Origin of the sequence: Propionicimonas sp. (genome assembly GCF_047606205.1) — a bacterium.
Taxonomy (GTDB): domain Bacteria; phylum Actinomycetota; class Actinomycetes; order Propionibacteriales; family Propionibacteriaceae; genus Propionicimonas.
The window spans coordinates 1-26892 of the sequence record NZ_JASGES010000030.1 but is presented as its reverse complement, the minus strand read 5'-3'; the positions used below and the strand labels follow the sequence as shown (position 1 = coordinate 26892).

Annotated in this window: 25 protein-coding genes; 3 read left to right on the top strand and 22 right to left on the bottom strand. The window is 70.5% G+C overall.

Annotated elements, in window-relative coordinates:
- Positions 1-42: 42 nt before the first annotated feature.
- From ybeY to hrcA, 10 genes are all read right to left on the bottom strand, one after another.
- Positions 43-495: an rRNA maturation RNase YbeY gene (gene ybeY / locus QM633_RS01935; RefSeq protein WP_415152034.1), complete on the bottom strand. Its 453-nt coding sequence runs from the start codon at positions 493-495 to the stop codon at positions 43-45.
- A 7-nt stretch (positions 496-502) separates the two neighbouring features.
- Positions 503-1432, bottom strand: coding sequence for a PhoH family protein (locus QM633_RS01930; protein ID WP_415152036.1), 930 nt, complete (start codon positions 1430-1432; stop codon positions 503-505).
- Positions 1433-1551: 119 nt separating this feature from the next.
- Positions 1552-3099: an LCP family protein gene (locus tag QM633_RS01925; protein WP_415152033.1), complete on the bottom strand. Its 1548-nt coding sequence runs from the start codon at positions 3097-3099 to the stop codon at positions 1552-1554.
- A gap of 50 nt (positions 3100-3149) precedes the next feature.
- Complete coding sequence (gene pip, locus QM633_RS01920; protein WP_415152032.1) at positions 3150-4127, bottom strand: prolyl aminopeptidase; 978 nt, start codon at positions 4125-4127, stop codon at positions 3150-3152.
- Positions 4114-4554, bottom strand: a complete 441-nt coding sequence (locus QM633_RS01915; protein WP_415152031.1) for a DUF5709 domain-containing protein — start codon at positions 4552-4554, stop codon at positions 4114-4116. The genes pip and QM633_RS01915 overlap by 14 nt, the downstream gene beginning before the upstream one ends.
- A 67-nt stretch (positions 4555-4621) precedes the next feature.
- A complete protein-coding gene (locus QM633_RS01910) occupies positions 4622-6271 on the bottom strand; it encodes a DUF3352 domain-containing protein (RefSeq protein WP_415152030.1) in 1650 nt (549 codons plus the stop codon).
- 223 nt (positions 6272-6494) lie between these two features.
- Positions 6495-7724 carry a tRNA guanosine(34) transglycosylase Tgt gene (gene tgt / locus QM633_RS01905; protein WP_415152029.1) on the bottom strand — a complete coding sequence of 410 codons (1230 nt, stop codon included), beginning with the start codon at positions 7722-7724 and terminating at the stop codon, positions 6495-6497.
- A complete protein-coding gene (locus tag QM633_RS01900) occupies positions 7714-8451 on the bottom strand; it encodes a 16S rRNA (uracil(1498)-N(3))-methyltransferase (protein WP_415152028.1) in 738 nt (245 codons plus the stop codon). The genes tgt and QM633_RS01900 overlap by 11 nt, the downstream gene beginning before the upstream one ends.
- The gene (gene dnaJ / locus QM633_RS01895; RefSeq protein ID WP_415152027.1) at positions 8448-9608 is read right to left on the bottom strand and encodes a molecular chaperone DnaJ; all 1161 of its coding nucleotides are present in this window, start codon (positions 9606-9608) and stop codon (positions 8448-8450) included. Before dnaJ ends, QM633_RS01900 begins: the two co-directional genes overlap by 4 nt.
- Positions 9609-9611: 3 nt before the next feature.
- Positions 9612-10628: a heat-inducible transcriptional repressor HrcA gene (gene hrcA, locus QM633_RS01890; RefSeq protein ID WP_415152026.1), complete on the bottom strand. Its 1017-nt coding sequence runs from the start codon at positions 10626-10628 to the stop codon at positions 9612-9614.
- A 69-nt stretch (positions 10629-10697) separates the two neighbouring features.
- Here hrcA and QM633_RS01885 point away from each other — a divergent pair, with 69 nt between their 5' ends.
- Positions 10698-11534 (top strand): MBL fold metallo-hydrolase, encoded by an 837-nt coding sequence (locus tag QM633_RS01885; protein WP_415152035.1) that lies wholly within the window; start codon positions 10698-10700, stop codon positions 11532-11534.
- A 128-nt stretch (positions 11535-11662) separates the two neighbouring features.
- Here QM633_RS01885 and QM633_RS01880 read toward each other — a convergent pair whose 3' ends face one another.
- The gene (locus QM633_RS01880) at positions 11663-11842 is read right to left on the bottom strand and encodes a DUF5302 domain-containing protein (RefSeq protein WP_415152025.1); all 180 of its coding nucleotides are present in this window, start codon (positions 11840-11842) and stop codon (positions 11663-11665) included.
- 63 nt (positions 11843-11905) lie between these two features.
- A complete protein-coding gene (locus tag QM633_RS01875; protein ID WP_415152024.1) occupies positions 11906-12676 on the bottom strand; it encodes an inositol monophosphatase family protein in 771 nt (256 codons plus the stop codon).
- Between the two features lie 221 nt (positions 12677-12897).
- Between QM633_RS01875 and QM633_RS01870 the strand changes: the two genes are divergently transcribed.
- Positions 12898-13425, top strand: a complete 528-nt coding sequence (locus tag QM633_RS01870) for a peptidase (RefSeq protein ID WP_415152023.1) — start codon at positions 12898-12900, stop codon at positions 13423-13425.
- Between the two features lie 24 nt (positions 13426-13449).
- Here QM633_RS01870 and QM633_RS01865 read toward each other — a convergent pair whose 3' ends face one another.
- From QM633_RS01865 to lepA, 8 genes are all read right to left on the bottom strand, one after another.
- Complete coding sequence (locus QM633_RS01865; protein ID WP_415152022.1) at positions 13450-14265, bottom strand: DUF3097 domain-containing protein; 816 nt, start codon at positions 14263-14265, stop codon at positions 13450-13452.
- Between the two features lie 196 nt (positions 14266-14461).
- Positions 14462-15169 (bottom strand): ABC transporter ATP-binding protein, encoded by a 708-nt coding sequence (locus tag QM633_RS01860; RefSeq protein WP_415152021.1) that lies wholly within the window; start codon positions 15167-15169, stop codon positions 14462-14464.
- A complete protein-coding gene (locus QM633_RS01855) occupies positions 15162-16028 on the bottom strand; it encodes an ABC transporter ATP-binding protein (RefSeq protein ID WP_415152020.1) in 867 nt (288 codons plus the stop codon). The genes QM633_RS01860 and QM633_RS01855 overlap by 8 nt, the downstream gene beginning before the upstream one ends.
- Positions 16025-17755: a branched-chain amino acid ABC transporter permease gene (locus QM633_RS01850; protein WP_415152019.1), complete on the bottom strand. Its 1731-nt coding sequence runs from the start codon at positions 17753-17755 to the stop codon at positions 16025-16027. Before QM633_RS01850 ends, QM633_RS01855 begins: the two co-directional genes overlap by 4 nt.
- Positions 17752-18720, bottom strand: a complete 969-nt coding sequence (locus QM633_RS01845; protein ID WP_415152018.1) for a branched-chain amino acid ABC transporter permease — start codon at positions 18718-18720, stop codon at positions 17752-17754. Before QM633_RS01845 ends, QM633_RS01850 begins: the two co-directional genes overlap by 4 nt.
- Before the next feature lie 80 nt (positions 18721-18800).
- The gene (locus QM633_RS01840) at positions 18801-20012 is read right to left on the bottom strand and encodes a branched-chain amino acid ABC transporter substrate-binding protein (protein WP_415152017.1); all 1212 of its coding nucleotides are present in this window, start codon (positions 20010-20012) and stop codon (positions 18801-18803) included.
- Positions 20013-20154: 142 nt separating this feature from the next.
- A complete protein-coding gene (gene hemW, locus QM633_RS01835) occupies positions 20155-21363 on the bottom strand; it encodes a radical SAM family heme chaperone HemW (RefSeq protein WP_415152016.1) in 1209 nt (402 codons plus the stop codon).
- 37 nt (positions 21364-21400) lie between these two features.
- Positions 21401-23239, bottom strand: a complete 1839-nt coding sequence (lepA, locus tag QM633_RS01830) for a translation elongation factor 4 (RefSeq protein WP_415152015.1) — start codon at positions 23237-23239, stop codon at positions 21401-21403.
- A gap of 221 nt (positions 23240-23460) precedes the next feature.
- On the opposite strand from lepA, the gene rpsT reads away from it, so the two are divergent.
- Entirely contained in the window at positions 23461-23721 is a 261-nt protein-coding gene (gene rpsT / locus QM633_RS01825) for a 30S ribosomal protein S20 (protein WP_415152014.1), read from the top strand.
- Positions 23722-23784: 63 nt separating this feature from the next.
- On the opposite strand, the gene holA is transcribed toward rpsT, so the two are convergent.
- Both holA and QM633_RS01815 read right to left on the bottom strand, forming a co-directional pair.
- Positions 23785-24765 (bottom strand): DNA polymerase III subunit delta, encoded by a 981-nt coding sequence (holA, locus tag QM633_RS01820; protein WP_415152013.1) that lies wholly within the window; start codon positions 24763-24765, stop codon positions 23785-23787.
- Positions 24766-24798: 33 nt separating this feature from the next.
- A partial coding sequence (locus QM633_RS01815; protein ID WP_415152012.1) for a ComEC/Rec2 family competence protein occupies positions 24799-26892 on the bottom strand: 2094 nt, incomplete at its 5' end.

Sequence of the window (26892 nt, the reverse complement as noted above, 5' to 3'; positions counted from 1 at the left end):
GATGGTCTGGACAGGCTCGGCCGGCCGACAGTCGGCCGCAACTCAGGCGCGGGACGCGGTCCAGGCGGCGATGATCTTGTCGTTGAGGTCGAACATGACCTTCTTCTCCGCCGGCTCGGCGTGGTCGTGGCCGAGCAGGTGCAGCAGACCGTGGATCAGGAGGTAGTCGGCCTCCTCCTCCGGCGTCCGGTTGCTCTCGGCCGCCTGCGCTGCGGTGACCTCGGGGCACAGCACGATGTCACCGAGCAGCCCGATCGGCGGCTCCTCGTCGGGGTCGGGCGCGCGCAGCTCGTCCATCGGGAAGCTGAGCACGTCGGTCGGGCCCGGCTCCCCCATGAACTTCTCGTGGTAGGCGCTCATCGTGTCGGTGTCGACCAGCACGATCGACAGCTCGGCCTGCGGGTGGATCCGTAGCGCGTCCAGGGCGAAGGTCGCCAACTGTACGAGGCGTTCGGTGTCGACCGCAGCTCCGGACTCGTTGTTCAGCTCGATCATGGGTTCCTCAGGTGCGGCGGCCGGGCGGAAGGGTGGCCTCGAAGCGGTCATAGGCAGCGACGATCCGTCCGACCAGGCGGTGCCGGACGACGTCGTGGCTGGTCAGGCGGCAGAACGCGATGTCGTGGACGCCGTCCAGGATCTGCTCGACGACGGTGAGCCCCGACCGGGTGCCGGTGGGCAGGTCGATCTGGGTGACATCGCCGGTGACCACGATCCTCGAGCCGAAGCCGAGCCGGGTGAGGAACATCTTCATCTGTTCCATCGTGGTGTTCTGCGCCTCGTCGAGGATGATGAACGCGTCGTTCAACGTCCTTCCCCGCATGTACCCCAGGGGTGCGACCTCGATGGTGCCGGACGTGAGCAGCTTGGGCACCGACTCGGGGTCGAGCATGTCGTGCAACGCGTCGTAGAGCGGCCGGACGTAGGGGTCGATCTTGTCGCTCAGCGTGCCGGGCAGGAAACCGAGGCGCTCGCCGGCCTCGATCGCGGGGCGGGTGAGGATGATCCGGTTCACCTGCTTGGCCTGGAGGGCCTGGACGGCCTTCGCCACCGCCAGGTAGGTTTTGCCGGTTCCCGCCGGGCCGATGCCGAACACGACCGTGTGGGCGTCGATCGCGTCCACGTAGCGCTTCTGGTTGAGCGTCTTGGGACGGATCGTCTTCCCGCCGCTGGACAAGATGTTCTGGGTGAGCACCTCGGCGGCGCTCACGTCCTCGGCCGCGCTCATGCCGACCACCCGTTCGACGATGTCACCGCTCAGGCCCTGCCCGGTGCGGACGATCGTGATCAGTTCGGTCAGCACGTCGGCGGCAGCGGTCACGTCCGCGGGCGCTCCGGTGATGGTGAGCTCATTGCCGCGGACGTGCAGGTCGGCGGCCAGTTCGCGCTCGAGGATCCGCAGGAACTCGTCGCGTGGGCCCAGCACGGACACCATGTTGATGGACGCGGGGATCGCCACCCGATGCTCGGCGACAGCACGGTGCGGTTCGTTCACGCTCTGGTTCAGGTTTCCTCCCGGGACGTTCAGACGGCCATCCTAATCGTCGCCGCCGGCTATCTGCCCTGGCGGTAGCCCATCGGGTTGTCGCGGGTGCCGGGGTAGCCCTTGGGTATGAAGCCGTCGGGGTGGTAGCCGCACTCGCCGGTCACGTCGTCGCTGCGGCCCTTCGAGGTCGCCTTCGCCGACGCCGACGGCGTGGCGTTGCTCCGCCTGGCCTCCTTCAGCGCCTTGGTGACCTGCTTGCGGACGCCGGCCCAGTTGGGGTTGGTGGTGCTGAACCCGCCGACGCCGTTCTGGAAGACCACGCTGCGCAGCTTCGAGCCCTGCACCTTCTCGGCCAACGTGATCACCGGCGCGACCATCGTGGTGGGCAGGTCGGTGGTGACGGTCTTCTCCCCCGCCTGTGCGATCTTCTCGAAGTTGGCCAGCACGTTGCTCAGGTTCGCCTGCTGGACGACGGCGTTGATCGTGCAGCGCTGCCGCCGCATCCGGCTGTAGTCCTCGTAGCCCCAGCGGCCGCGGGCGTACCACAGCGCCAGCCGGCCCTTGAGGTGCTGCGTGGGCCCCGGCTCGATCCACCCGGTGGGGAGCAGGTTGGCATCGGTGTCCCCACCGATCGGGATCGGCGAGTTGACGTTCACGCTGATGCCGCCCAGGGCGTTGATCACGTCCTTGAAACCGTCCATGTTGATGGTCACGAAGTAGTCGATGTCGAGGCCGAGCGCCTCACCCACCGACACCTTCATGATGTCCTCGGACAGATACCGGGTCTTGCCCAGGATGTCCTTGGGAACACGGTTCGGCGCGAACCGGTACATGGCGTTCAGCCAATAGTCGGGGTTGACCGGGTTGGCCCCGTCGTACCAGCCGTGGGGAAAGTAGCCGGCCAGCTTCGAGCCGTGGGGAAATGGCATCCGGGCGGTCTGACGGGGCAGGGAGAACATCGTGGTGGCGCCAGTCCTGGTGTCGATCGAGACGACGATGACGGTGTCGGCACGCATCCCGACCTTGGCGCTGCGTCCGGTTCCGGAGTCACCGCCGATGACCAGGACGTTGAGCCGGGACTTCTCCGCCCACGGATCGACGGTGTTGGCGATCGTGGGGACGGTCTGGCTGTGGTCGGTGTCGTTGTCGAACACGGTGCCGACCAGATTGCCGGCGGCGTGGACGATGTTGGCGCCCAGCGCCAGCGGCGCGGCGACGGCGAACGACATCAGCCCGACCACCACCGCGCCGGCGGCGCGCTGACCCACGGTGGTGCCGGCGGGACGCAGCGCGAGATGGGTCGCGCCGATCACGATCACCCAGGCCAGGCCGATCAGCGCGATCGCCACCACCGCAGCCCTCAGCACGGCGGCGTCCGCGACCACCGCGAGGGTGGCCTGCCGGTTCAGTGCCGCGTAGATCACCACGCCGAGCAGCACCGCCGTGACAGCAAGCGTCACCGCACCGGCGACCCGCCGCCCGGCGCGCAGCAGGCCGAGCCCGGGAACGAGGGTGCCGAGGAAGGTCCAGGCCATGGCCTGCCCCATTCCGAGGGCGGGCGCCTCGCCCAGCGCCCTGCGTGGGCGACCGTCTCCGGGCTCAGCTGCGTCGTGCATGGGTTCCCCTGCCTGTCACCGTGCGTCCTTGAGTCCAGGAGCCTGCCGAATCAGGCGAAGCGGTCGGTCGCGGCGACCAGCTCGGCGGCGATCGCGGGCTCGCTGATCGAGTGGCCGGACAGCACCACGCGGTAGTCCGCCTCCGGCCACGCCCGGTGCAGCGCATCCGCCGTGGTGATCGGGCACGGCAGGTCATAGCTGCCCTGCACGATCACGCCCGGGATGCCGGCCAGCCTCGACGCGTCCTCCAGCAGCTGGCCCTCCCGGAACCAGCCGGCGTTGACGAAGTAGTGGTTCTCGATCCGCGCGAAGGCCAGGGCAAAGGCGGGATCGGAGAACTCCTCGACCAGTGCCTGGGAGAACTCCAGGGTCGAGGTGGCGGCCTCCCACGTGGTCCACGCGACTCCCGCCGGCCCGTGCACGGCCGGGTCCGGGTCGGAGAGTAGTTCGTTGTACTTCAGAATCCGGTCCCCCTCGAAGCCGTCGGGGAGGGGCTTCTCGAAGGAGCGCCACCACTGCGGGGCAAGGTTCGCCGCGCCGCCGTTGTAGTACCAGTCCAGCTCGCTGCGCCGCAGCGTGAAGATGCCGCGCAGCACCAGCTCGGTGACCCTCGCGGGGTGGGTCTGCGCATACGCGAGGCCGAGCGCGCTCCCCCACGAACCGCCGAAGACCTGCCAGCGTTCGATGCCACGGTGCTCGCGGAGGCGTTCCATGTCCTCGACCAGGTGCCAGGTCGTGTTGGCGCTCAGGTCGGCGACCGCTTCGCTCGCGTGCGGTGTGCTGCGTCCGCACCCCCGCTGGTCGAACAGGACGATCCGGTAGCGCCGCGGGTCGAAGTAGCGCCGGTAGCTCGGGGTGCACCCGCCGCCAGGGCCGCCGTGCACGAACACCACCGGCTTGCCGTCGGGGTTGCCGCACTCTTCCCAGTACACCTGCTGGCCGTCGCCAACGGCGAGCATCCCGTCCAGGTACGGCTCGATCGGCGGGTACAGGATGTCGTCGAGGTCTGCCACCTCAGTCGTCGTCATCGTCGTCGTAGTCGTCGATGATGTGCATCGCCGCCTCCTCCGCGGTCGCCGCACCACCGTCGATGCCGACGTCGGACCCGACGCTCTCGGCCTCGGTGTCCAGCCCGGGCACGCCGCCGTTGGCGTCCACCAGGCGCCCCGCGCGCACGTTCCCGACCTCGCGGGGCTCGGCCGCGTCGGGGTTCCACGGTCCCTCCAGCCTGACCGGCCGTTCCGGCAGCTCCTGCGCGATCCTCATCTCGAGGGTCTCGCCCTGCCGCATCTCCTTCGCCGTGTTGCCGAAGCCCTGCGCGGGCGACCAGTTCTCGCCGGTCACGTAGCCCTCGTCCAGGACGTCGTCGACACCGCGGTCGAGCAGGGTCTCGTCGGGCTGGAGCTGGTCGAGCTGCTCTGCCTCCTCAGGGACGGCTTCGTCGTAGTCGGTCATAGGCCTAGACTGCCACGCCCGCCGCGGGATCGGGAGCCGCCGGGGCGCAAACTCCGCCCGTGCCCGCTCAGGACCGGATCAGGCGCACCGACCAGGAGCCCTGCCCATCGCCGTCGGGAACGAACGCCAGCCCGGCGCTGCGCAGTGAGCCGACGAAGCCGCGGTAGCGCGGGTCGACCCCGTCGAGCCGGTCCTCCAGCACTGCGAGGTTCACGAATCCGGAGATGGTCGCGCGCGCGTGCTCGGGCACGGCCTTGGCGAACTCGTCCCTGGTGGACAGCGGGGTGGCGGGACGGACGAGGTCCTCGCCGTAGGAGTCCGAGGTGCTGACCGTCAGCACCTCGCCCTCAGACCGGACGAAGACCGACTCCTGTCCGAGTCCTGCCCGCAGCTTGGCCAGGGCGGCGGTGGCCCGGTCGAGGTCGGAGGTCACGATCCGCGCGCCGAGGTCGGGAGGGGTTGCGAGGTCGGGGGCGCCGGCACCGGACGAAGAGATCCCCACCGTCACCGACCGCCCGAGCAGCGCGATCAGGTCCTCCCTGGTCAGCCCCAGGCCCTCCAGCAGCTGCCCGGCCTCGGGTCCGATCCGGGACCATTCCTTGTCCACGGCGTCGCCCAGCCCTGCGTACCCGATCGCCGCCCAGGTGGAGGTGGGGAGCTCGCCGATGTCCGCCTGGCCGTGCAGCCCGACCTCCCCCATGTCGAGCAGCCGCCCGGCCAGGGCGAGGGTGTCGGCGCTGAAGGAGAGCGCCCCGACAGCTCGACCCTGCGCGACGAGGTCCGCGCCGGAGCCGGCGCCCCCCTGCAGCTTCGCCAGAGCACCGAGGTCGGCCCAGCCGGCGAGGACGCCGGGATCGCCGAGGGAGCCGAAGTCGGCAGAGAACGTGTGGTTCTGCGCCAGTGAGCCGGCCTCGAGGGCGGCCACGACGGCGCCGGTGTCGCCGGTCCTGGTGATCAGGGCGTAGCCGTCCCTGATCGTCACGTCACAGGCCTGCCCCGCCCGTGCCGCGAGGTCGGCGATGGCGGTCCTCGCCTTCGCCTCGTCCGTGACCTGGACGACCACGAGGCCGGCGGCGCCAGTGGCGTTCGGCACCACGGCGACCGCGAGCCGGCTGCCCAGCCAGGGCTTCACGTCCCGGGCGTAGTCCAGCCCCGCGAACGGGCTGTCCACCGCTTCGGCGAGCACCTTCCAGGCGATGGCGGCGGGGTCGGCCTCCCCTGCCGCGACCGCATCCCTGACCTCGGGCAGGTCGCGCAGGAACTGCCACGCCGCAGCCTTCTGTGCCAGCGAGGGGTCGAGGTCGACCTGGACATAGCCGACCGCCGTCGCCGGCACGACCTCGGCGGGCCGGCTGCCCGCCGCGCCGAACCAGCCGAGGTAGGTGCCCGCGGCCGCCACGCCTCCGCCGACCAGGACGAGCACGAGCGCGGCCACCAGCACCGGAAGGGCGCGCCGACGCGGAGGCGCGGGGGTGGCCGTGGTCCACTCCGGGACGAAGGTCGCGACCGGAGCCGCCGCCTCCGGGTGAGCAGCCGCGTACTGGCCGGGCGAGGCGAAGCCGGACGTATCGTCGCCGCCGGACGCGCCGTCGGTGGGAGGCTCCTCCGACAGCTCGCCGTCCGGTCGCGCCCAGGGGCTCGCAGGGACAGCGTGGCCGCAGGTGGGGCAGGGAAGGCTGGGGTCGGCCAGGGGCTGGCCGCACGACGGGCACGTCACGACGGGTTCCTTCCGGGCCAGACGCCCTCGGGAGCGGTGGATGAGCACCGAGGCTAACCGGGCACGGCCGCGCGACGTCAGTCCCCACAGGTGGGACACAGAAAGCTCCCTCGGGTCGCGATCCGAGACTCGACGAGCACCGCCTCAGCGATGCGAGGAATAGACGACGACCGCCACGGGCGCGCCAGCGGCCGGGAAGGAAGGAGACTCGACGAGCATCGCGTCAGCGATGCGAGGAATAGAACCGTCCGAGGAACTCGTCCCTGAAGTCGTCGAAGCGTCCCTGTTCGATGCTGAGCCGGATGTCGTCGACCAGCCGGACGGTGAACCGCTCGTTGTGGATCGTGGCCAGTGTCGCGGCGAGCATCTCCTTCGCCTTGAACAGGTGATGCAGATACGCGCGGGTGTAGTGCGCGCAGGTGTAGCAGTCGCACCCGTCCTCGAGCGGCCGGAAATCACGCCGGCTGGCCGCGGTGTTCACGTTGAACCGCCCGTCCGCGGTGTAGATCGCCGCATTCCGGGCCACCCGGGAGGGCATCACGCAGTCGAAGGTGTCCGCGCCGGCCTCGATCGCGGCGAAGAAGTCGTCGGGCTCGGAGATCCCGAGCAGGTGGCGCGGCGCGTCGGCCGGGAGCTCCGAACACACCCAGCCCACGATCGTGCCCAGGTTCTCCTTCTCCAGCGCACCGCCGATCCCGTAGCCGTCGAAGCGCCGTCCGCCCACCTCGAGCCCTGCCAGGTCGCGGGCGGCCTGGCGGCGCAGGTCCTCGTACTGGGCACCCTGCACGACGCCGAACAGTGCCTGGTACGGCTTGCCCGTGCGGGCCGCGGTGAGTCGGCCGTGCTCGGCGAGGCAGCGGACGGCCCACGCCTGGGTCCGGGCCAGCGACCTCTCCTGGTAGCCACGGGTGTTCAGCAGCGTGGTGCACTCGTCGAAGGCGAACATGATGTCGGCACCCAGCTCGTGCTGGATCCGCATCGACACTTCCGGGGTGAACCGGTGCCGGTCCCCGTTGAGGTGCGAGGTGAACGTGACACCGTCGTCATCGACGTGGGCGAGCCGGTTCTTGCCCGCAGCGATCACGTCGTCGTCGGCCAGCCCGGTGGCGTCCATCGCCAGCACCTTCTTGAACCCCACCCCCAGGCTCATCACCTGGAAGCCGCCGGAGTCGGTGAAGGTCGGTCCGGGCCAGTTCATGAAGGCGCCCAGCCCGCCGGCCTCGTCGACCAGGTCCGATCCGGGCTGCAGGAACAGGTGGTAGGCGTTGGCGAGGACGGCCTGTGCGCCGATGCCCGCCACGCTCTCCGGCAGGACCGCCTTGACGGTCGCCTTCGTGCCCACGGCGATGAACGCCGGCGTGCGGATGTCACCGTGCGGGGTGTGGATCACCCCGGTGCGGCCCTGGTGCCCGGGCAGCACGGTGCCCTGCGTGAACGAGAAGTCAGCGGTCACGGACGGCGAGCGCCTCGAGCTGGGCCAGCGCCACCACGCCGGCGGTGGCGGTGCGCAGCACGGCGTCGGCGATCAGCGCGGTGCGTCCGCCTGCTGCGGTGAAGGTCTCCACCTCTTCGTCGGTGAGCCCGCCCTCGGGGCCCACGATGAACATGATCTCCCCGATCGGAGGCAGCCCGAAGGTCCCCAAGCGGGTCGTCGCGGACTCGTGGAGAACCACGGTGAGGTCGGTCTGCGCGATCCGCAGCGCGAGCTCGGCCGTGGTCATCGGGGTCGAGACGGTGGGGACGCGGAAGCGCCGGCACTGCTTGGCGGCCTCCCGCGCGGTCGTCCGCCAGCGGGTCAGGCCGCGCTCGACCCGGTCCGGCGCCCACCGCACCACCGAGCGCGCGGACTGCCACGGGACGATCTCGTCGACGCCGAGCTCGGTCAGCATCTCCACGGCCTGTTCGGCGCGATCGCCCTTGGGCAGCGCCTGCACGGCGACGTAGCGGACGGGCCGCTCCGGCTCGCGGAGCACCTCCTCCACCCGCATCGACAGCGTCGCCTTCTCGACCGCCGTCACCGGGCCCCGGACAGCGGTGCCGTTGCCGTCGCCGACCAGGATGACCTCGCCCACGCGCAAGCGCCGCACGGCGGCCGCGTGGCGGCCCTCCTCACCGCCGAGTTCCACCACCTGGCCCTCCGCGGGGGCGGTCAGCGCGGCCAGAAACAGCGGCTCGGTCACGAGAACGCCTCCTTCAACCAGCCGAGGACCCCCTTGCCGTGCCGGGACAGTGACACTTCGGGCCGGCTCTCGTCGCGCAGCGTCGCCAGCTGGCGGAGCAGGTCACGCTGCTCGTCGTCCAGCCTCGTCGGCGTCTGGACGAGCAGGGTGACCCCGAGCTCGCCGCGTCCCTCGCGACGAAGCTTCGGTACGCCACGGCCGGGGATACTGATCCTGGTGCCCGACTGGGTGCCGGCCGGGATGTCGACAGCCACCGTGGCGAGCTCCGCGTCCAGGTCGTCGCGCTCGGCCTCCAGGGTGTCGAGGGTGACCTGGGTGCCGAGCGCCGCGGCCGTCATCGGCACCTTCACGACGACCTCGAGGTTGTCGCCGTTGCGGGTGAACACCTCGTGCGGGGCGACGCTGAGCTCGACGTACAGGTCGCCGGCGGGCCCGCCGCCGGGCCCGACCTCACCCTGGGAGACCAGGTGGACGCGGTTTCCGGAGGCGACACCGGCGGGGATCTTCACGTTGATGGTGCGGCTGCTGCGCACGCGCCCCTCGCCCGAGCACTCCCCGCACGGGTTGGTGATCACCGTGCCGTAGCCGCGGCAGTTCGGGCAGGGCTGGCTCGTACGGATCTCGCCGAGGAAGGAGCGCTGCACCTGGGTGACGTCGCCCGCGCCGTGACAGGTCGGGCAGGTGACCGGCTCGCCGCCCCCTTCGGAGCCCGAGCCGTTGCACTTCGGGCACACGACGGCCGTGTCGACGCGCAGCGGCTTGGTGATGCCGAAGGCCGCCTCCGCGAGGGTGAGGTTCAGCCGGACGAGGGCGTCCTGGCCGCGTCGCACCCGGGAGCGGGGACCGCGGCTGGCCTGGCCGCCGAACATCGCGTCGACCAGGTTGGTGAAGTCGAAGCCGCCACCGGGGAAGCCGAAGCCCTGGGCGCCGCCGAAGCCCCCGCCCAGCGGGTCGCCACCGCGGTCGTACATCGACCTCTTGTTCTCGTCGTGCAGGACCTCGTATGCCTCGCCGATCTGCTTGAACTTCTCCGCGGCGTCCGGAGTATCGGCAACGTCAGGGTGGTACTTCATCGCCAGCCGCCGGTACGCCTTCTTGATCTGTTCCGGCGTCGCGTCCCTGGGAACCCCCAGCACCTCGTAGTAGTCAGCGCTCACACATCATCCTTCAGCTAGGAATCGGCCGACGTAACGGGCCACCGCCCGCACCGCCGCCATCGTCGAGGGGTAGTCCATCCGGGTCGGGCCGACCACCCCGAGGTTCGCCCAGATATCGGTGTTGGTGCCGTAGCCACTGGCGACCACCGAGGTGGCCCGGAGGGGGGCGTAGGGATTCTCGTGGCCGATCCGGACGGTCACGTCGCCGGTGCCCGACACCTCCCCCAACAGCCGCAGCAGGACCACCTGTTCCTCCAGCGCCTCCAGCACGGGACGGACGGTGGTCTCGTACTGGTCGGAGAACCGGGTCAGGTTGGGCACGCCGCCGACCACCACGCGGGTGGACGGATCGGTGGTGACCAGTTCGAGCACGGCGGAGACCACCACGGCGCCGATCGGACGGGCGGCGCCGGGGAGCTCGTCGACCAGCGCGTCGGCCCTCTCCACCGCCTGGGCGGGGGCCAGCCCGACCAGCGCGGCGTTGAGCCGGTGGCGCAGGTCCGCGACGACGTCGACGGGAGCGCCGCCGAGCTCGACCGGCCGCTGGTCCACCTTGCCGGAGGAGTTCACGACGATCACCAGGCCGCGGTCGGCGGTCAGTTCGACGATCTCGATGTGCCGGATGGTCGCGCTGGACAGCACCGGGTACTGCACGATCGCCACCTGGCGGGTGATCTGGGCGAGCAGCCGGACGGTGCGCCGAACCACGTCGTCGATGTCCACGGCCCCGGCCATGAAGGTCTCGATCGCCCTGCGCTCGGCGATGGTCAGGGGTTTGACGGTGCCGAGGCGGTCGACGAACAGGCGGTAGCCCTTGTCGGTGGGGATCCGGCCGGCGCTGGTGTGGGGCTGCATGATGTAGCCCTCCTCCTCCAGCACCGCCATGTCGTTGCGGACGGTGGCCGGCGAGACGTCGAGGTGGTGGCGCTCGACCAGAGCGCGGGAGCCGACAGGCTCCTGCATCGACACGTAGTCGGTCACGATGGCCCGCAGGATGGCGAGCTTGCGGTCGTCGAGCATGCTCTCCTCCCGTCAGCGACTGGCACTCTCGATGGTGGAGTGCCAGTCTAGCGTTAGGCTGGACGGGTGATGCAGTTCAGTGTGGGCGAGTTCCTTCCCGTCGCGGAGGGGGTCCTCGTCGCGGTCGCGGAGCCGGCGGCGGTGAACATCGGGCTGGTCGTGGGACCGTCCGGGTGCCTGGTGATCGACACCGGGTCCTCACCCGAGCAGGGCGCGCTGATCCGCGAGCGTGCCGAGCAGGCCGCGGGCGTCCCGGTGCTCGCCGCGGTCGTCACCCACTGGCACCACGACCACTTCTTCGGGCTGGCCGGGTTCGCGGACCTGCCCGGCTACGCCCACGAGAGCGTCGCGGAGTGGCTGGGCCACGCGGAGTGCAGGCGTGACGCGACCGAGGTCGGGGTGGACCCGAACGCGCTGGTTGCGCCGAGCCACCCGTTCTCACTGGCCCGCGTGATCGATGTCGGCGGCCGGCGGGTCGAGATCGTCCACTTCGGGCGCGGCCACACCGACGGCGATGTCGTCGCGTTCGTGCCGGATGCCGGCGTCATCTTCACCGGCGATCTGCTCGAGAGCGCCGGGCCGCCCGCGTTCGGGGCCGACTGCCACCTGAAGGAGTGGCCGAGCGCCGTCGACGGAGTGCTCGGCCTGGTCGCGGAGGAGACCGTGCTGGTGCCGGGCCACGGCCCGGCAATGGACCGGCTGGCCGCCTTCACCCAGCGCGCCGAGATCTCCGGGCTCTACGGACAGGTCGAGTACCTGGTCGCGCGCGGGGTGAACCGGGAGGACGCCTACGAGCAGGGCGAATGGCCCTTCGACGAGCAGACCGTCCGGGCCGTGCTCCCCCTGGCCTACGCACAGCTGGCCGACGAGGGCAAGGTGCCCCGCACCCAGCTACCCCTGGTCTGAGTTCCCCGAGGGCCGCGGGACCGTCGTCGACGTCCCCGGCCCCGGGGCCGTCGTTGGATCCACCAGCCGGGGCCGTGGTCGGCTCACCAAACCGGGGAACGTCGTCGGCTCACCGGGCCGGGCAGGGCCTACCCTCCGCCACCGGCTTTGCGGCGGAACATGCCGCCGTGACCCTGCTGGCCGCGTTCGGACGGGCCCTTCTCCTTGTGGTGGCCACCGTCCTGCGACGCGCTGTCGGCCCCGTGGTTCTTGCGCTCGAGGGCCTCCCGCATCTTCGCCTTGAGGTCGTCGTTCGAGCTGCCCGACATGTGCGCTCCCTTCGTTGCCGCCGGTACCCATCCAAACGCGAGACGCCCTGTTCGTCCAGTGGGTCAGTCTCCGAACAGCGCGTCCCTGGCGACCTGCCACAGGTCGGGGTCGGTCGCCGAGACGAGCCGGCGCCCGATCACGCCGGCGTGGTAGTCGGCGCCTGCGTCCGTCGCGATCCGTCCACCCAGCTCGGTGACCATGAGCGCGCCGGCGAGATGGTCCCAGGGGAACATCGAGCGGTAGCAGAGGAAGTCGAGCTCACCCTCGATCAGCTTCGGGTAGTCGATCCCGCACGAGCCCCAGGAGCGGACCAGCCGCACGTCGGCGTGCTCCTCACCGGGCACGGGAAGGTAGCTGGCGCCCAGGGGGACGGCGCGACCGCTCTCCGCGGGCGGGACGAGTGGGGTCCCGTTGCAGGTCACCCCCGCACCCTTCTCCGCCACGTAGAGGCGGGCGTGCACGGGCTGCCAGATCCAGCCGCGAACAGTCCGTGCCCCGCGCACCTCGGCCAGCATCACGGCGAAGTCCGGGCGGCCCCTGGCGAAATTCCTGGTGCCGTCGACCGGATCGATCACCCAGGCGTGCTCGGCGTGCGGAAGGGCGTCCAGGCTGGACGGGTCGGTGAACACGCCCTCCTCCCCCACCACGAGGACGCCGGGCTCCTCCGCCCTGAGCACCCGGGCCAGCTCCACCTCGGCGTCACGGTCCGCCACCGTGACGAGGTCCCCCGGCTTCTTCTCCTCGATGTCGTCCGAACCCAGCGCGCCGAACCGCGGCAGGATCAGCCGGGCGGCGACGTCGGCGAGGAGCTCCGACACCTCTTCGGTCTTCACGGGAACTCCTGGGTGGGGCGGGATGAGGTCCTCAGGCTATCCAGCCCGCGCCCGACGTCGCTGCCTCGTCCGTTCTGCAAGCCGGACGCCTGCGGCGGCTGCAACCGACTCCGAACCCGGCCGTAACCCGCGCGTGACGTCGGCTGGGCACGCTGGGAGCAGGCCGGGCGGAGGTACAGGTCGCCGCTCGACGCCGGACCCGTCCGGGAGGAGGCTTCACGATGAGCTACTGGGACCGCCCGGTCGAGGTCACGCCGATGCAGGCCGACGGGCAACTCGCCGGTTTCCTGCTGGTCGGACGCTGGCCGAGGGACACCGTCGAGTGGACCCGCTTCCTGCTCCTCGCCGTCCGGGTGGCCGCCGCGCCGGGCATGCTCCCGCGCGGCAGCACGGTCTTCCGTGTCGTCGAGGACGTCCCGCCGGTGTCACCCCTGCACACGATCGGGCTGGTCCTTGCCGAGGGCCCCCTGGTCGGTGACCACGCGGTCACGCCGGGCGCCTTCGAGCACCTGCCGCCCGCCCTGGCCGTCCTGCACCCGCCGTCGAGCACCGCCAGCAGCGTCGGTGACTACGCGACCGCGTCCGGCTGTCTCTTCCTTCCCGGGATCCCGCACCTGGGCCTGGGCCACCGCGCGGCCTGGATCGAGGCGGACGCGGCCGGCACCATCACGCACCTGGCGAGTTCCGAGGCTGTCGACCCGATGTCGGACGCCGACACCGCCGTCCTCTCCACCCTGCTCGCCGCCTGACCCTCCCGCCGGAGGACCGGCAGCTCAGGTGGTGACGAAGTCGATCAGACGCTCGACCTCGCGGGGCAGGGCCGGGTCGAGATCGCGCCAGTCGCGCACGCGGGACAGGATCCACTGCCAGGTGGACGCGATGTCGGCCTGGCTCCGCGCCGGGCGGCCGAGCGCGGCGCTGATCCCGTGCTTCCAGTCGAGGGAGCGGGGTACGGAGGGCCAGGCGGCCAGGCCCACCCGCTCCGGACGCACCGCCTGCCAGATGTCGATGAACGGGTGGCCGGTGACCAGCACGTGCGCGGAACTGACCTGCTGGACGATCCGCGTCTCCTTCGTGCCCGCGACGAGGTGGTCGACCAGCACGCCGAGCCGGCGTCCCTCGCCCGGCCCGAACCGGGTCACGATCGTGGGCAGGTCGTCGATCCCGCCGAGGAACTCCACCACCACGCCCTCGTGGCGCAGGTCGGCACCCCAGATCTTCTCCACCAGCTCGGCGTCATGACGTCCCTCGACATAGATGCGGGACGCGGCAGCCACCTTCGCGGGACCCACCTCACCGATCCGGGAGCCGGACGCCGTGTGCGTGGCCGCCGCAGGACGCGAGCGACGCGGCGGCACCAGGCTGACCGGTTGCCCCTCCAGCCAGAACCCGGGGCCGAACGGGAAGCTGCGCCGGGCGCCCTTGCGGTCCTCGAGCACGACCAGACCGTTCTCCCAGCGCACGATGGCGCCGCAGAAGCCGGAACGGGGATCCTCCACCACCAGGCCGACGCGCACCGTCGTCTCCACGCTGACGGGCTTGTCCGCCCGCTGCCAGCCCGGGCTCAGGACATCCTTGGAGTACCGCACCCGCCCACCCTAAGCGCGAACCGACCGGTCCCCACCCGCGCGACCCGCCCGCCACGCGAAAGCGGACCGAGTGAGGAACCGTCCCCCTCTTGGTCCGCGCGACCCGCCGGCGACGCGAAAGCGGACCGAGTGAGGAACCGTCCCCCTCCTGGTCCACCCGCTTGGTCCGGGGAGCGGCGGACACCGACCGTCGGGCTCAGTCGGCGCCGAGGTAGGTGCGCTTGACCCGGTCGTCGCCGAGCAGGTTGCGTCCGGTGTCGGAGAACATGATCTTCCCGACCTCCAGGACGTAGCCCTTGTCGGCCAGCGAGAGCGCGGCCTGCGCGTTCTGCTCGACGAGCAGGATCGTGACCCCCTCGGACTGCAACTGCTGGATGGTCCGCATGATCGTCTGGGTCATGATCGGGCTCAGGCCCATCGACGGCTCGTCCAGCATGAGCAGCTTGGGCTGGCTCATCATGGCGCGCCCGATCGCCAGCATCTGCTGCTCGCCACCGGAGAACAGGCCTGCCGGCTGGTGCCGTCGCTCGCCCAGCACGGGGAACAGGTCGTAGACCCGGTCCATGTCCGACCGGATCGCCGAGGTGTCCTTGCGCGAGAAGGCGCCCAGCTTCAGGTTGTCGTCGACGCTCATCTGCCGGAACAGCCGCCGTCCCTCCGGTGACTGTGCGATCCCCCGCTCGACAATCTTGTGCGCGGGCAGTCCGTCGAGCCGCTCGCCCTCGAACCAGATCTCGCCGGAGACCAGCTTCAGCAACCCCGAGATCGAACGCAGGGTCGTCGACTTCCCCGCGCCGTTGGTGCCGAGCAGGGTCACGACCTGGCCCTGGTCGACCGCGAAGGTGATGCCCTTCACGGCGTTGACCCGCCCGTAGGCGACCACCATGTCCTTGACCTCAAGCATTGTCGGTACCCTCCCCTGCGGCGGCGGGTTTCGCCTCCGGCTCGGTCTGCGGCGAGCCGATGTAGGCCTCGATCACGCGGGGGTCGTTCTGGACGACGTCGCCGGGCCCCTCCACCAGCACGGCTCCCCGCACCAGGCAGGCGACCCGGTCGCAGAGGTTGAAGATGAACCGCATGTCGTGCTCGATCACGAGCACGGCCAGGCCGAGGTCACGGATCCGGAAGATCAGTTCCTCCGCCTGCCTCGTCTCCTGCGGGTTCATGCCGGCGGTCGGCTCGTCGAGCAGCAGCAGCTTCGGGTCGGTGGCCAGCGCCCGCGCGATCTCCAGCCGGCGCTGGTCGCCGTAGGGGAGGTTCCGGGACAGCATGTCGCCCGCGCCGGTCAGGCCGACGAAGGACAACAGCTCCCTCGCCCTCGCCAGCGACTCCGCCTCCTCGCGCCGGTGCCGGGGCAGCCGGAACACGGCGTCGATCGCGTTCGTCCGCGTCCGGCTGTACATGCCCACCATCACGTTCTCGAGGGCGGTCATGTTGTGGAACAGCCGGATGTTCTGGAACGTGCGGGCCATCCCCTCCCTGACCACCAGCCGCGGCCGGGGCGGGAGCGGCTTGCCCGCGAAGCTCACGCTCCCCGACGTCGGCTTGTAGAGGCCGGTCAGGCAGTTGAAGAACGTGGTCTTCCCCGCGCCGTTCGGACCGATCAGCCCGACGATCTCGCCCGAGTGCACCTGCAGGCTCACGTCGCTGACCGCACGCAGGCCGCCGAACTGCATCGTGACGTTGCGGGCGTCGAGCAACACTTCCCGTTCGGGGCTGGACGCGTCCGCCGCCGGCGCCGCCGCAACCTGGTTGGTGCTCACAGCGCGAACTCCTCTCGCTCGCGGTTGAGGTGGGCGTGGTGGCTGGTGAGCTCCTCCTCCACCTCGTCGGCGAGTTCCTCGTCCTCGGCGTGGAACTCCAGTTGTCGTCGTTCGTCCGCCACGATGCCCTCCGGCCGGAACCGCATCATGACGATCATGAGCAGTCCGAACAGCAACAGCCGGTAGTCGGAGAAGAAGCGCAGCTTCTCCGGCAGCAGCTTGAGGATGGTCGCACCGATCAGGACGCCCATCACCGTCCCCATGCCGCCGAGCACGACGGCGGCCAGCAGGAACGCGGACTCGAGGAACACGTACTGGTCGGGTGTCACCGACACGTCGTAGTGAGCCTTGACCGAGCCGGCCACGCCGGCGAGGAAGGCGCCGCCGGAGAACGCGAGCAGCTTCAGCCCGAAGGTGTTCACACCCATGGCCTCCGCGGCCAGCTCGTCCTCGCGGATGGCGACCCAGCCGCGTCCGATCCTGGAGTAGTTCAGGTTCATGAACACCACGATGATCAGCGCGATCACCACCAGCATCAGCCAGTAGTAGTTCGCGAACCGGCCGATGTCGATACCGAGGATCACGTGCGGCTGGCCGAAGTCGAACCCGAAGAAGTTCAGGTCGGGAATGCCCGGGATGCCGTTCGAACCGTTGGTGATGTTCGGTCCGTCGTTGCCGTCGAGGTTGTTCATCGTGATCCGGAAGATCTCGCCGAAGGCGAGCGTCACGATGGCCAGGTAGTCGCCGGACACCCGCAGCGTCGGCGCACCGATCAGCAGGCCGAGCAGCGAGGCCACCGTCCCGGCGATCAGCACGGTCACGGGGAACGGCGGCGACCAGTGCACGGTCGCGAACGCGGAGTCCGAGAGCACGGCCGCCGTGAACGCGCCCGCACCGAGGAACGCGATGTAGCCCAGGTCGAGCAGCCCGACCAGACCGACCACGATGTTCAGGCCGAGCGCGGTCGCGGCGAAGATCAGCACCTGGGACGCGATCGACATGTTCGCGTCCGAACCGTTCTGGGTGAACGGGAAGGCGAACGCCACCACGAACGCCGACAGCACGAGGACGCGGTTGTTGTTGGCCGCGGCGATGCCCAGCCAGCCGAAGACGCCGAACTGCCGCAGCACCATCACGACGCCGACAACGAACGCGCCGAAGGTGAGGAAGTCGTCCGCGTCGTCGAAGCCGAGGATGTACGCCGCCCCGAACAGGATCAGCGCCATCAGCACGACGATGCCGAGAATCTGCAGCCACCGGGGGGTCTTGATCCGGTACAGCGTCGGTTCGGGTGAGTCGGGCAGGAACAGGGTCGCGGCGACGGCGAGAATGCCGCCGACCAGTGCCAGCCAGCCGCCCGGATCGACGTTCACCAGGCCGCCGAGGTCGATCGCGATCGCGATGATCATGACCACGACCACCAGCAACGAGGAGATCGCGGCGGTCTTCGCGGACGTGTTCCAGGCGAGCACCTTGGCCCAGCGGCCGAGCCGTCCCTTCCCCACCAGCGGAATGGCGAGGAGCAGGAGGGTGAACAGCGGCAGGATCGCGAAGAAGAGTTGCAGTGGCGACGGCGCGCCGTTGTACCCGACGTCGTCGAGGGCGTCGTGGCCGTACGACCAGGACAGGAAGATCGACGCGATCATGAGTGCGGCGCCGACGATGCCGACCGCCCGGGCCGGAAAACGCAGGCGGAGCTTGAGCTCGTCGCTGATGATCGTCCTCATGCGCGGTCCACCACCTTCGCACCCAGCAGGCCCTGTGGCCGGAAGACCAGCACGAAGATGAGCAGGACGAACGCCCACACGTCCTTCCATGCCGAACTGCCGAACTGGCCCGGGATGAAGGTGGTGGCCATCGCCTCCACCACCCCGAGCACCAGGCCGCCCACGACGGCGCCGTTGATGTTGCCGATGCCGCCGAGCACGGCAGCGGTGAAAGCCTTCAGCCCGGCCAGGAAGCCCATCCGGAAGTCGATGTTGCCGTAGCGCAGGCCGTGCGCCACGCCGGCGATCGCCGCGAGGCCCGCACCGACCGCGAACGCCGCCATGATCACCCGGTCGACGTTGATGCCCATCAGCCGTGCGGTGTCGGGATCCTGGGACGTGGCGACCATGGCCCGCCCGATCTTGGTCCGGTTGACGAAGTACCACAGGAAGACCGTGCACACGGCGAGCGCGACGATCGTGAAGATCGCCGACATCTGGACGGTCACCGCCCCCAGCTGGAGCGCGTTGTCGGAGATGCCCTCGATGCTCGGGAACGGAACGGCGCTCTTGGCGTCGGGGAGCCCGGGGATGTAGCCGTAGAACAGCCGGATGAACTCCTGCAGGAACACCGAGACGCCGATGGCGGTGATCAGGGGGGCCAGCCGGGGTGCATTGCGCAGCGGCCGGTAGGCGAACCGCTCCGTGAGCAGCGCGACCGTCACCGATGCGACCATGCCACCGATGATCATCACCGGGAGCAGGACCAGGATGGACAGCGGCGCGCTCCAGTCGGAGGGCTGGCCGAGGATCGTCCAGGTGGCGTAGGCGCCGAACGCGCCGATCATGAAGATCTCGCCGTGGGCGAAGTTGATCAGTTGCACGATGCCGTAGACGACGGTGTAGCCCACCGCGATCAGCGCGTACAACGAACCCAACGACAGCCCGTTGATGAGTTGTTGGAGGAACAGGTCGAGCACATCCACCTGAGCAGCACCCCTTCTGCAGAATTGGGTTGACCCGTCGGCGTCCGCGCACTCGGTGCGGACGCCGACGGGTCTGTGGGTCAGGACTTGAGCTCGCCGGTCTTCTCGGCCTTCCATTCGCCGTCGGTGACCTTGTACACGGTCAGGACGCGGGAGACCGAGTCGCCGAACTCGTCGAACGCCACCTTGCCGGTGGCGCCGTCGAAGCTCACGCTCGACATCGCGGTGATCGTCGCCTGACGAGCCGACTTGGCGTCGGACGCGGAGGCGAGGCTGGTCTTCAGCGCGTTGATGATCGCGTTCGCAGCGTCGAAGGCGTAGGCGCCGTAGGCGGCGTACGGATCGGAGAAGCCCGCTGCCTGGTAGGCGGCGACGAAGGCCTTGGCCGAGTCGAGGCTGTCCACCGGGGCGCCCACCGAGGTGGCGAGGTCGTTGTCACGGCCACCCAGCTTGATGAAGTTCGGGTCGTAGATGCCGTCACCACCCATCACCGGGACGTCCAGCCCTGCCGCCTTGGCCTGCTTGGACAGCGGCCCGGCCTGCGGGTACTCGCCACCGTAGTAGATGGCCTGCGGGGCGGTCGGCTTCACCTTGGCGATGACCGCGCTGTAGTCCTTGTCGTCCGGGTTGATCGTCTCGGCGTCGGTGATCGTGCCGCCACCCGCCTTGAAGGCCGTGGTGAAGGCCTCGACCAGGCCCTGGCCGTACGCCTTCTTGTCGTGGATGGTGGCGACCTTCGTGATCCCCGCGTCGATCAGGTACTGCGCGGCGAACGGGCCCTGGACCGAGTCGGTGGTGCAGGTGCGGAAGTAGTTCGCATACGGACGCTTCGGGTTCGCCAGGTCCTCGCCCTTGGTGAGCGTCGGGTTGGTGTTGGCCGGCGACACCTGGACGATGTTGGCGGAGTTCAGCACCGGGATCACGCTCTGGGCGACCGAAGAGTTCAGCGTGCCGACCACACCGACGACCTCGTCGTCGGAGGCGAGCTTGGTGGCGGCGTTCTTGCCGACGTCAGGGGTCGCCTGGTCGTCCTCGGCAGCCAGCTCGAGCGTCCAGCCCGGAATCGCGTTGGACTCGTTCGCCTGGCGGATGGCGAGATCGACCGAGTTACGGATGCCGAGACCCAGGGCCGAGAGGTCGCCGGAGAGCGGCGCGATGACGCCGATCTTCGCGGTCTTGTTGGTCGAGCTGGTGCCTCCGGACGTCGCCTCGGTGCGGGATCCGCAACCGGTGAACGCCAGGGACGCCGCGACGAGCGCGACTCCCACCAGCTTGAACGAATGCTTGTTCAACTTCCCTCCTCATGTGCTACAGAGACCCGTACCTCGCGGGTTGGCCAAGGCTACGGGTGCGAAGACATTGCAGCACCCGTATGCGTCGAAGTTGTTACAGAACCGTTGTGTCCGTCGGTGTTACCGAATCGTTAAGAAATGGTCAGTCGAGGAGATCGCGGACGACGGCGTCGGCGAGCAGGCGTCCGCGCAGGGTGGGACGCGCGGAGGTCGCGTCGACGCGCAACAGACCCCGCGCCGCCAGGCCCGGCACCCTGGCTCGCTCCGTCTGCGTCAAGACCTCCAGCGGAAGACCTTGTGAGAGCCTCAATTCCAGAAGCACCCGCTCGACCCGCCGCTGCTCGGCGTCCAGCACTTCGCGCGCCTGGGCGGGCGAGCTCCCGACGGCGAGGCGGGCGCTGTAGTCGCGCGGGTGACGGACGTTCCACCAGCGCACTCCGCCGACGTGCGAATGAGCCCCCGGACCCACGCCCCACCAGTCGTGACCCAGCCAGTAGGCGAGGTTGTGCCGCGACTCGTGCCCCGGCCGCGACCAGTTGCTGACTTCGTAGCCGGTGTAGCCCGCGGCGGTGAGTCGCTCCTCGGCGCGCAGATAGCAGTCGGCGTGGAAGTCGTCGTCAGGGAACGGCAGGTCGCCGCGGCCGATCCTTGCCGCCAGCCGGGTGCCCGGCTCCACGATCAGAGAGTAGGCACTGACATGGTCGGGCTCGAGGGCCAGGGCTGCGTCGAGGCTGGCCGTCCAGTCGTCGATGGTCTCGGTGGGGCTGCCGTAGATGAGGTCGACGCTGACCGATCCGAACCCGGCCCGCCGCGCCCCGCCGACGACGTCCGCGACCCGCCCGGGGGTGTGCCGCCGCTCGAGCACGGCGAGGACGCGCGGCCGCGCGGACTGCATGCCCAGCGAGAGCCGGGTGAACCCCGCGGCGACCAGGGTGTCGAGATAGGCCTGGTCGACCGACTCCGGGTTGGCCTCGGTGGTCACCTCCGCGCCGACCGCGAGCGGGAACCGGTCGCGGACCGCGGTGAGCAGCCCGGCGAGCGCCGATGCCGGCAGCAGCGTCGGCGTCCCCCCGCCGAAGAAGACGGTCTCCACCTCGTGCGGGCCCAGGACGGACCGCGCCAGGTCGAGCTCGGCCGCCGCCGCCGCCAGGTAGGCGTCCTGGCTGGATCCGGGCGCCGCCCCGAGTTCGGCAGCCGTGTAGGTGTTGAAGTCGCAGTAGCCACATCGCGACGCACAGAACGGCACGTGCACGTACAGGCTGAGCGGACGACTGCCGACGCCCTCCAGCGCGGCGGCCGGAAGGCTGCCGTCGACGGGGGCGGGCTCGCCGTCGGGCGGTGTGGACGGCACGCTCAGCCCGCCGTGGCTCGCACAGGGCCGCGCACAGCTACTTCTTCTTGTCCTGCGACGTCTCACCGGTGGACAGGGCGGCGACGAACGCCTCCTGGGGGACCTCGACGCGGCCGACCATCTTCATCCGCTTCTTGCCCTCCTTCTGCTTCTCCAGCAGCTTGCGCTTGCGGGTGATGTCGCCGCCGTAGCACTTGGCGAGGACGTCCTTGCGCATGGCCCGAACGGTCTCTCGGGCGATCACCCGGGCGCCGATCGCGGCCTGGATCGGCACCTCGAACTGCTGGCGCGGGATCAGCTCCTTCAGCTTCTTCGCCATCGCCACCCCGTAGGAGTAGGCGGCGTCGGTGTGCACGATCGAGCTGAACGCGTCCACGGGTTCGCCGTGCAGCAGGATGTCGACCTTCACCAGCCTGGCGACCTGCTCGCCGGCCTCGTCGTAGTCGAGCGAGGCGAAGCCCTTCGTCCGGGACTTCAGCGCGTCGAAGAAGTCGAACACGATCTCGGCCAGCGGGAGCAGGTAGCGGATCTCGACCCTGTCCTCACTGAGGTAGTCCATGCCGGTCTGCTCGCCGCGGCGGGACTGGCACAACTCCATCACCGTCCCGATGTACTCGCTCGGGGTGAGGATGGTGGCCCGCACGACCGGTTCGTGCACCTCGGCGATCTTGCCGTCGGGGTACTCCGAGGGGTTGGTGACGGTGTGCTCGGTCCCGTCCTCCATCACCACCCGGTAGACCACGTTGGGCGCGGTCGAGATCAGGTCGAGGTTGAACTCCCGCTCGAGTCGCTCGCGCACGATCTCCATGTGCAGCAGCCCGAGGAAGCCGACCCGGAACCCGAAGCCCAGCGCCCCGGAGGTCTCCGGCTCGTAGGTGAGCGCGGCGTCGTTGAGCTGCAGCTTGTCGAGCGCCTCGCGCAGTTCGGGGAAGTCGGCACCGTCGATCGGGTACAGCCCGGCGTAGACCATGGGGTGCGGGGGGCGGTAGCCGCCCAGGTCCCTGGTCGCGGGACGGGAGGCGGCGGTCACGGTGTCGCCGACCCGGGACTGCCGGACCTCCTTCACGCCGGTGATCAGGTAGCCCACCTCGCCGACACCGAGCGCCTGCGACTTGGTCGGCTCGGGCGAGATGACACCGACCTCGAGTGTCTCGTGGGTGGCGCGGGTGGACATCATCAGGACCCGCTCGCGGTGGCTGAGCTCACCGTCCACCACCCGCACGTAGGTGACCACGCCCCGGTAGGTGTCGTAGACGGAGTCGAAGATCAGCGCGCGCGCCGGCGCGTCCGGGTCGCCGACCGGGTGCGGGATGTCGGCCACGACGTGGTCGAGGAGTTCACGGACGCCCTCGCCGGTCTTGGCCGACACCTTGAACACGTCCGAGGGGTCGCAGCCGATCAGGTGCGCGATCTCGGCGGCGTACTTCTCCGGCTGGGCGCTGGGCAGGTCGATCTTGTTCAGCACCGGGACGATGTGCAGGTCCGCGTCCAGGGCGAGGTAGAGGTTGGCCAGTGTCTGGGCCTCGATGCCCTGCGCGGCGTCGATCAGCAGGATCGCGCCCTCGCACGCGGCGAGCGAGCGGGACACCTCGTAGGTGAAGTCGACGTGGCCGGGGGTGTCGATCATGTTCAGCACGAAGTCGGTGCCGCCGACGTTCCACGGCATCCTGACCGCCTGGGACTTGATCGTGATGCCGCGCTCGCGCTCGATGTCCATCCGGTCGAGGTACTGCGCGCGCATCGAGCGCTCGTCGACCACTCCGGTGAGCTGCAGCATCCGGTCGGCCAGCGTGGACTTGCCGTGGTCGATGTGCGCGATGATGCAGAAGTTGCGGATCAGCGCGGGTGGCGTGGAGCCGGGAGCAGGAGCAGGCATGCACTTTCCTGGACGGATGGCGGGCCTCCACACGATACCGGACGCCGCTCCCCTCCCACCTCACGCCGCCACCTGCCGACTTCTCAGAACCTCGCCCGGCCCGGGCCGGCTGAGGTTCTGAGAAGTCGGCGATTTGAGGGGGCCGCGGGGTCGCTGATAGAGTCAGCAGTCGCGTCTGCGCGGCGCGAGAAGCTCCATCACCAACGAAGAGGGTCACAGGCGTGGCGAACATCAAGTCCCAGAAGAAGCGGATTCTGACCAACGAGAAGGCCAGGCTGCGGAACAAGGCCGTGAAGTCCAGCCTGCGCACCCACGTCCGCAAGTTCAACGAGGCCGTCGCCGAGGGTGACACCGCGAAGGCGCAGGAGCTGGCCAGGGCCGCGACCCGCGCGCTGGACAAGGCCGCGTCGAAGGGCGTCATTCACGCCAACCAGGCCGCGAACCGCAAGTCGGCGATCGCCGCCAAGGCCGCCGCGCTCTGATCTTCCTCCACGAACGCCGCCCGGTGCATCCGGGCGGCGTTCGTCGTGTCAGCGTCGGCCTGGTCAGCGACGGTCGCGTCCGCGGCAGCCGATCACCGTGAGCACGGCCTGTTCGAGGGCGAAGCCGGGATCACTGGCCGCGCCCTTCACCTGGGCGTCGGCGAGGGCGACGAGCTGGATGGCCTGCGCGACCGCCTGGGGCTTCCAGTCCCTGGACAGCCGGGACAGGTCCTTCAGTTTCCACGGCGGGACCCCGACGACCCGGGCCAGTTCGCCGTCCCGCAGCCGCGCGTCGCGGGCGTCCAGGTACCGGCCGAGGCTGCGCAGGTTGCTCGACAGCGCGCTCGTGATCAGCACCGGGGCCACGCCGGTCGACAGGGCCCAGCGGAGCTTGCCCAGCGCGCCGTCGAGGCGTCCGCCGAGGACGTCGTCGGCGACAGCGAAGCTGGTCACTTCCGCGCGGCCCCCGAAGTAGCGGCGAACCGTCGCTTCGGTGATCGTCCGGTCGGGCGCGTCGTCCAGCAGCTGCCGCACCGCTGCAGCCAGCGCACGCGTGTCGGTGCCCACCGCGTCGACGAGGGCGTTCGCGCCGGCGAGATCGGTCCTGCCGTCGAGCTCACGGGCCTCCCTCGTCACGAACTGGGGGAGCTCCCACGGCTTGATGGACGCGAAATCCTGCACCTCGACGCGCACCTTGCGGAGCCGGTCGACGACTCCCCTGCCCTTGTTCCCGCCGGGGTGGGCGACCACCAGCGCGAGGTCGGGCCCCGGATCGCCGGCCAGGGCCGCGAGTTGGTCGGCCAGGTCGGCGGCGAGGTCGCCGAGGTCGCCGATCGAGAGCACCGTCGAGGACGCGAACAGCGAACCGCCCGCTGCCTCCGCCAGCGAGCCCGCGTCGAGCTCGCCGGCCGCCACCCGGACGACGGCGGCGTCGGGACGCTCGTCGGTCGCGCGTCGCACGAACCTGCCGACCGCCCGCTCGGCGAGCAGGGTCTCGGGTCCGGTGACCAGCAGGGCACGCCCGAACGGGCTGGATTCGTCCACGGGGCAAGCATGCCAGTCGTCCCGGACACACGCTCAGCCGCTGCGTTGCGGGGTGATCCGGAGCTGGTCGCCGGTCAGCTCCACGGCGATCGACCCGTTGAGATCGGTGCGGTAGACCTGCGCGCCCGTGGCCACGACCGTGGCGATCGTGCGTGCGGCCGGGTGGCCGTAGTCGTTGTCGGCGCCCACGCTGACCAGCGCCACCGACTCGTGCACGGCCGCGAGGAACTCCGGCGACTGGTGCGCAGAGCCGTGGTGGGGCACCAGCAGGACCTCCGCCGCCAGGTCCGGAGCCCCGGTCAGGGCGTTCGACTGCCCGGCCTCCTCCACGTCGCCTCCCAGCAGTATCCGCAGCCCGCCGCTGGTGACCCGCATCACGATCGAGGAGTCGTTCTGGTCGGCGGAGTCCTCGCCTCCGGCACCGGTGTCCACATACGGCTTCTCCGCGAGCACCTCCAGCCGGATGTCGCCTGCCGTCACGACCATGCCCGGCACCGCCACCGTGCGCGCAACCTCGGGAAGGGTGTCTGCCAGGAGTCGCCACCCGCTGTCCGGCTGGGTCACTCCGGAGTACAGAACGTTGTCGACGCGTCGTCCCGCGGCCACGCCCGCCACTCCCCCGACGTGGTCGGCGTGCAGGTGGGTCACCACGAACCAGGCCACCTCACGGATCCCGAGCTGGTCCAGGCACCGGTCGACCCGTGCCGGGTCGGGGCCCGCGTCCACCACGATCGCTGACCCGTCGCCGGCCGCGATCACCGATGCGTCCCCCTGGCCCACATCGCAGCTGACCACCTGCCAACCCTGCGGGGGCCACCCGGGAACGGCGACGGGGCGGATCAGCGCGAGCAGCAGGGCGAGCGCCAGTATCCCGACCAGCCACGGCCTGCTCCAGACCAGCGGCATCGCCACCATCGCGACCGCGCAGCAGACGGCGAGCACACCGAGTCCGAGGGGACCGACCGGCCACACCATCGCCGCACCGGGCAGCGCCGCGCCGGCCTGCGCGACCCAGACCAGCGCCTGGGCGAAGCCGCCGGCCAGCCAGGCGGGCAGCCGCGCGAGGGGAAGGAGAGGGACCGACAACGCGGCCGCGGCAAAGCCGAGCACCGTGGCGGGGCCCACGAGGGGCGCGGCGACGACGTTGGCCACCACCCCGACCACGCTCACCTGTCCCGAGATCGCGGTCACCACGGGCTGGGTGGCCAGCTGGGCGGCCACCGGCACGGTCACCGCCTCGGCCAGCCACCGCGGCGCCCACCGCCACAGGCGCGCCCACCGGCTCGCCCAGAGGATGATGCCCGCGCTTGCGCACACCGACAGCACGAAGCCGATCGAGCGGCACAGCCACGGGTCCACGATCAGGAGACCGACCACGGCCCAGGACAGGTAGCGCAGGCCCTGCCGCCCGCCGCCCCAGCCGAGCGCAGCCAGCCCGACCACGCCCATCGCCGCCGCGCGCAGCACGCTCGGCTCCGCACGGCAGAGCAGGACGAAACCGACCACCCCGGCGACGGCGACACCTCTGCGCCACCAGCCCACCACCCCGAGGCGAGCCGCCAGCCACAGCATCGCTGCCAGCAACAGGGTGAGGTTCGCCCCCGAGACGGCGGTCAGGTGAGTGAGCCCCACGACCCGGAAGGACGCCTTCAGGTCGTCGTCGAGCAGATCGGTGTCACCGACGACGAGCGCGGGAACCAGGGCCCGCGCCGCGGGTGGGAGGCCCGCCACGGATTCACGCAGGCCTGCCCGCACCGCGGTCACGGCGGCGTCGACCGGCCCCGGCGGTGTGACCACCTCCGGGGGCACCCTGGCCCGGGCCCACGCACTCACCTGCTCGTCGATGCCCGCCCGGTCGAGCCGCGCTGTCGCCCGCACGGTCGAACCCGGCGGCACCGCCGCCCACGAGCGCGCCAACTCACCGGACGCCGACAGCCGGACCGTGGCGCCGGAGAGCCACTGGGCGCCGCGCCCGCTGATCGCGACCAGCGTCGCGTCGGCGGTCCACACCGCGCCACCCACGCCCGCCTCCGTGGTGCGGCCCGCGCCGACCACAGCGTCCAGCTCGACGACCGCGCGCTGCCCGGCCAGCGAGGCGACCGGTCCGCTCGCCGCCAGCCCCGCCCG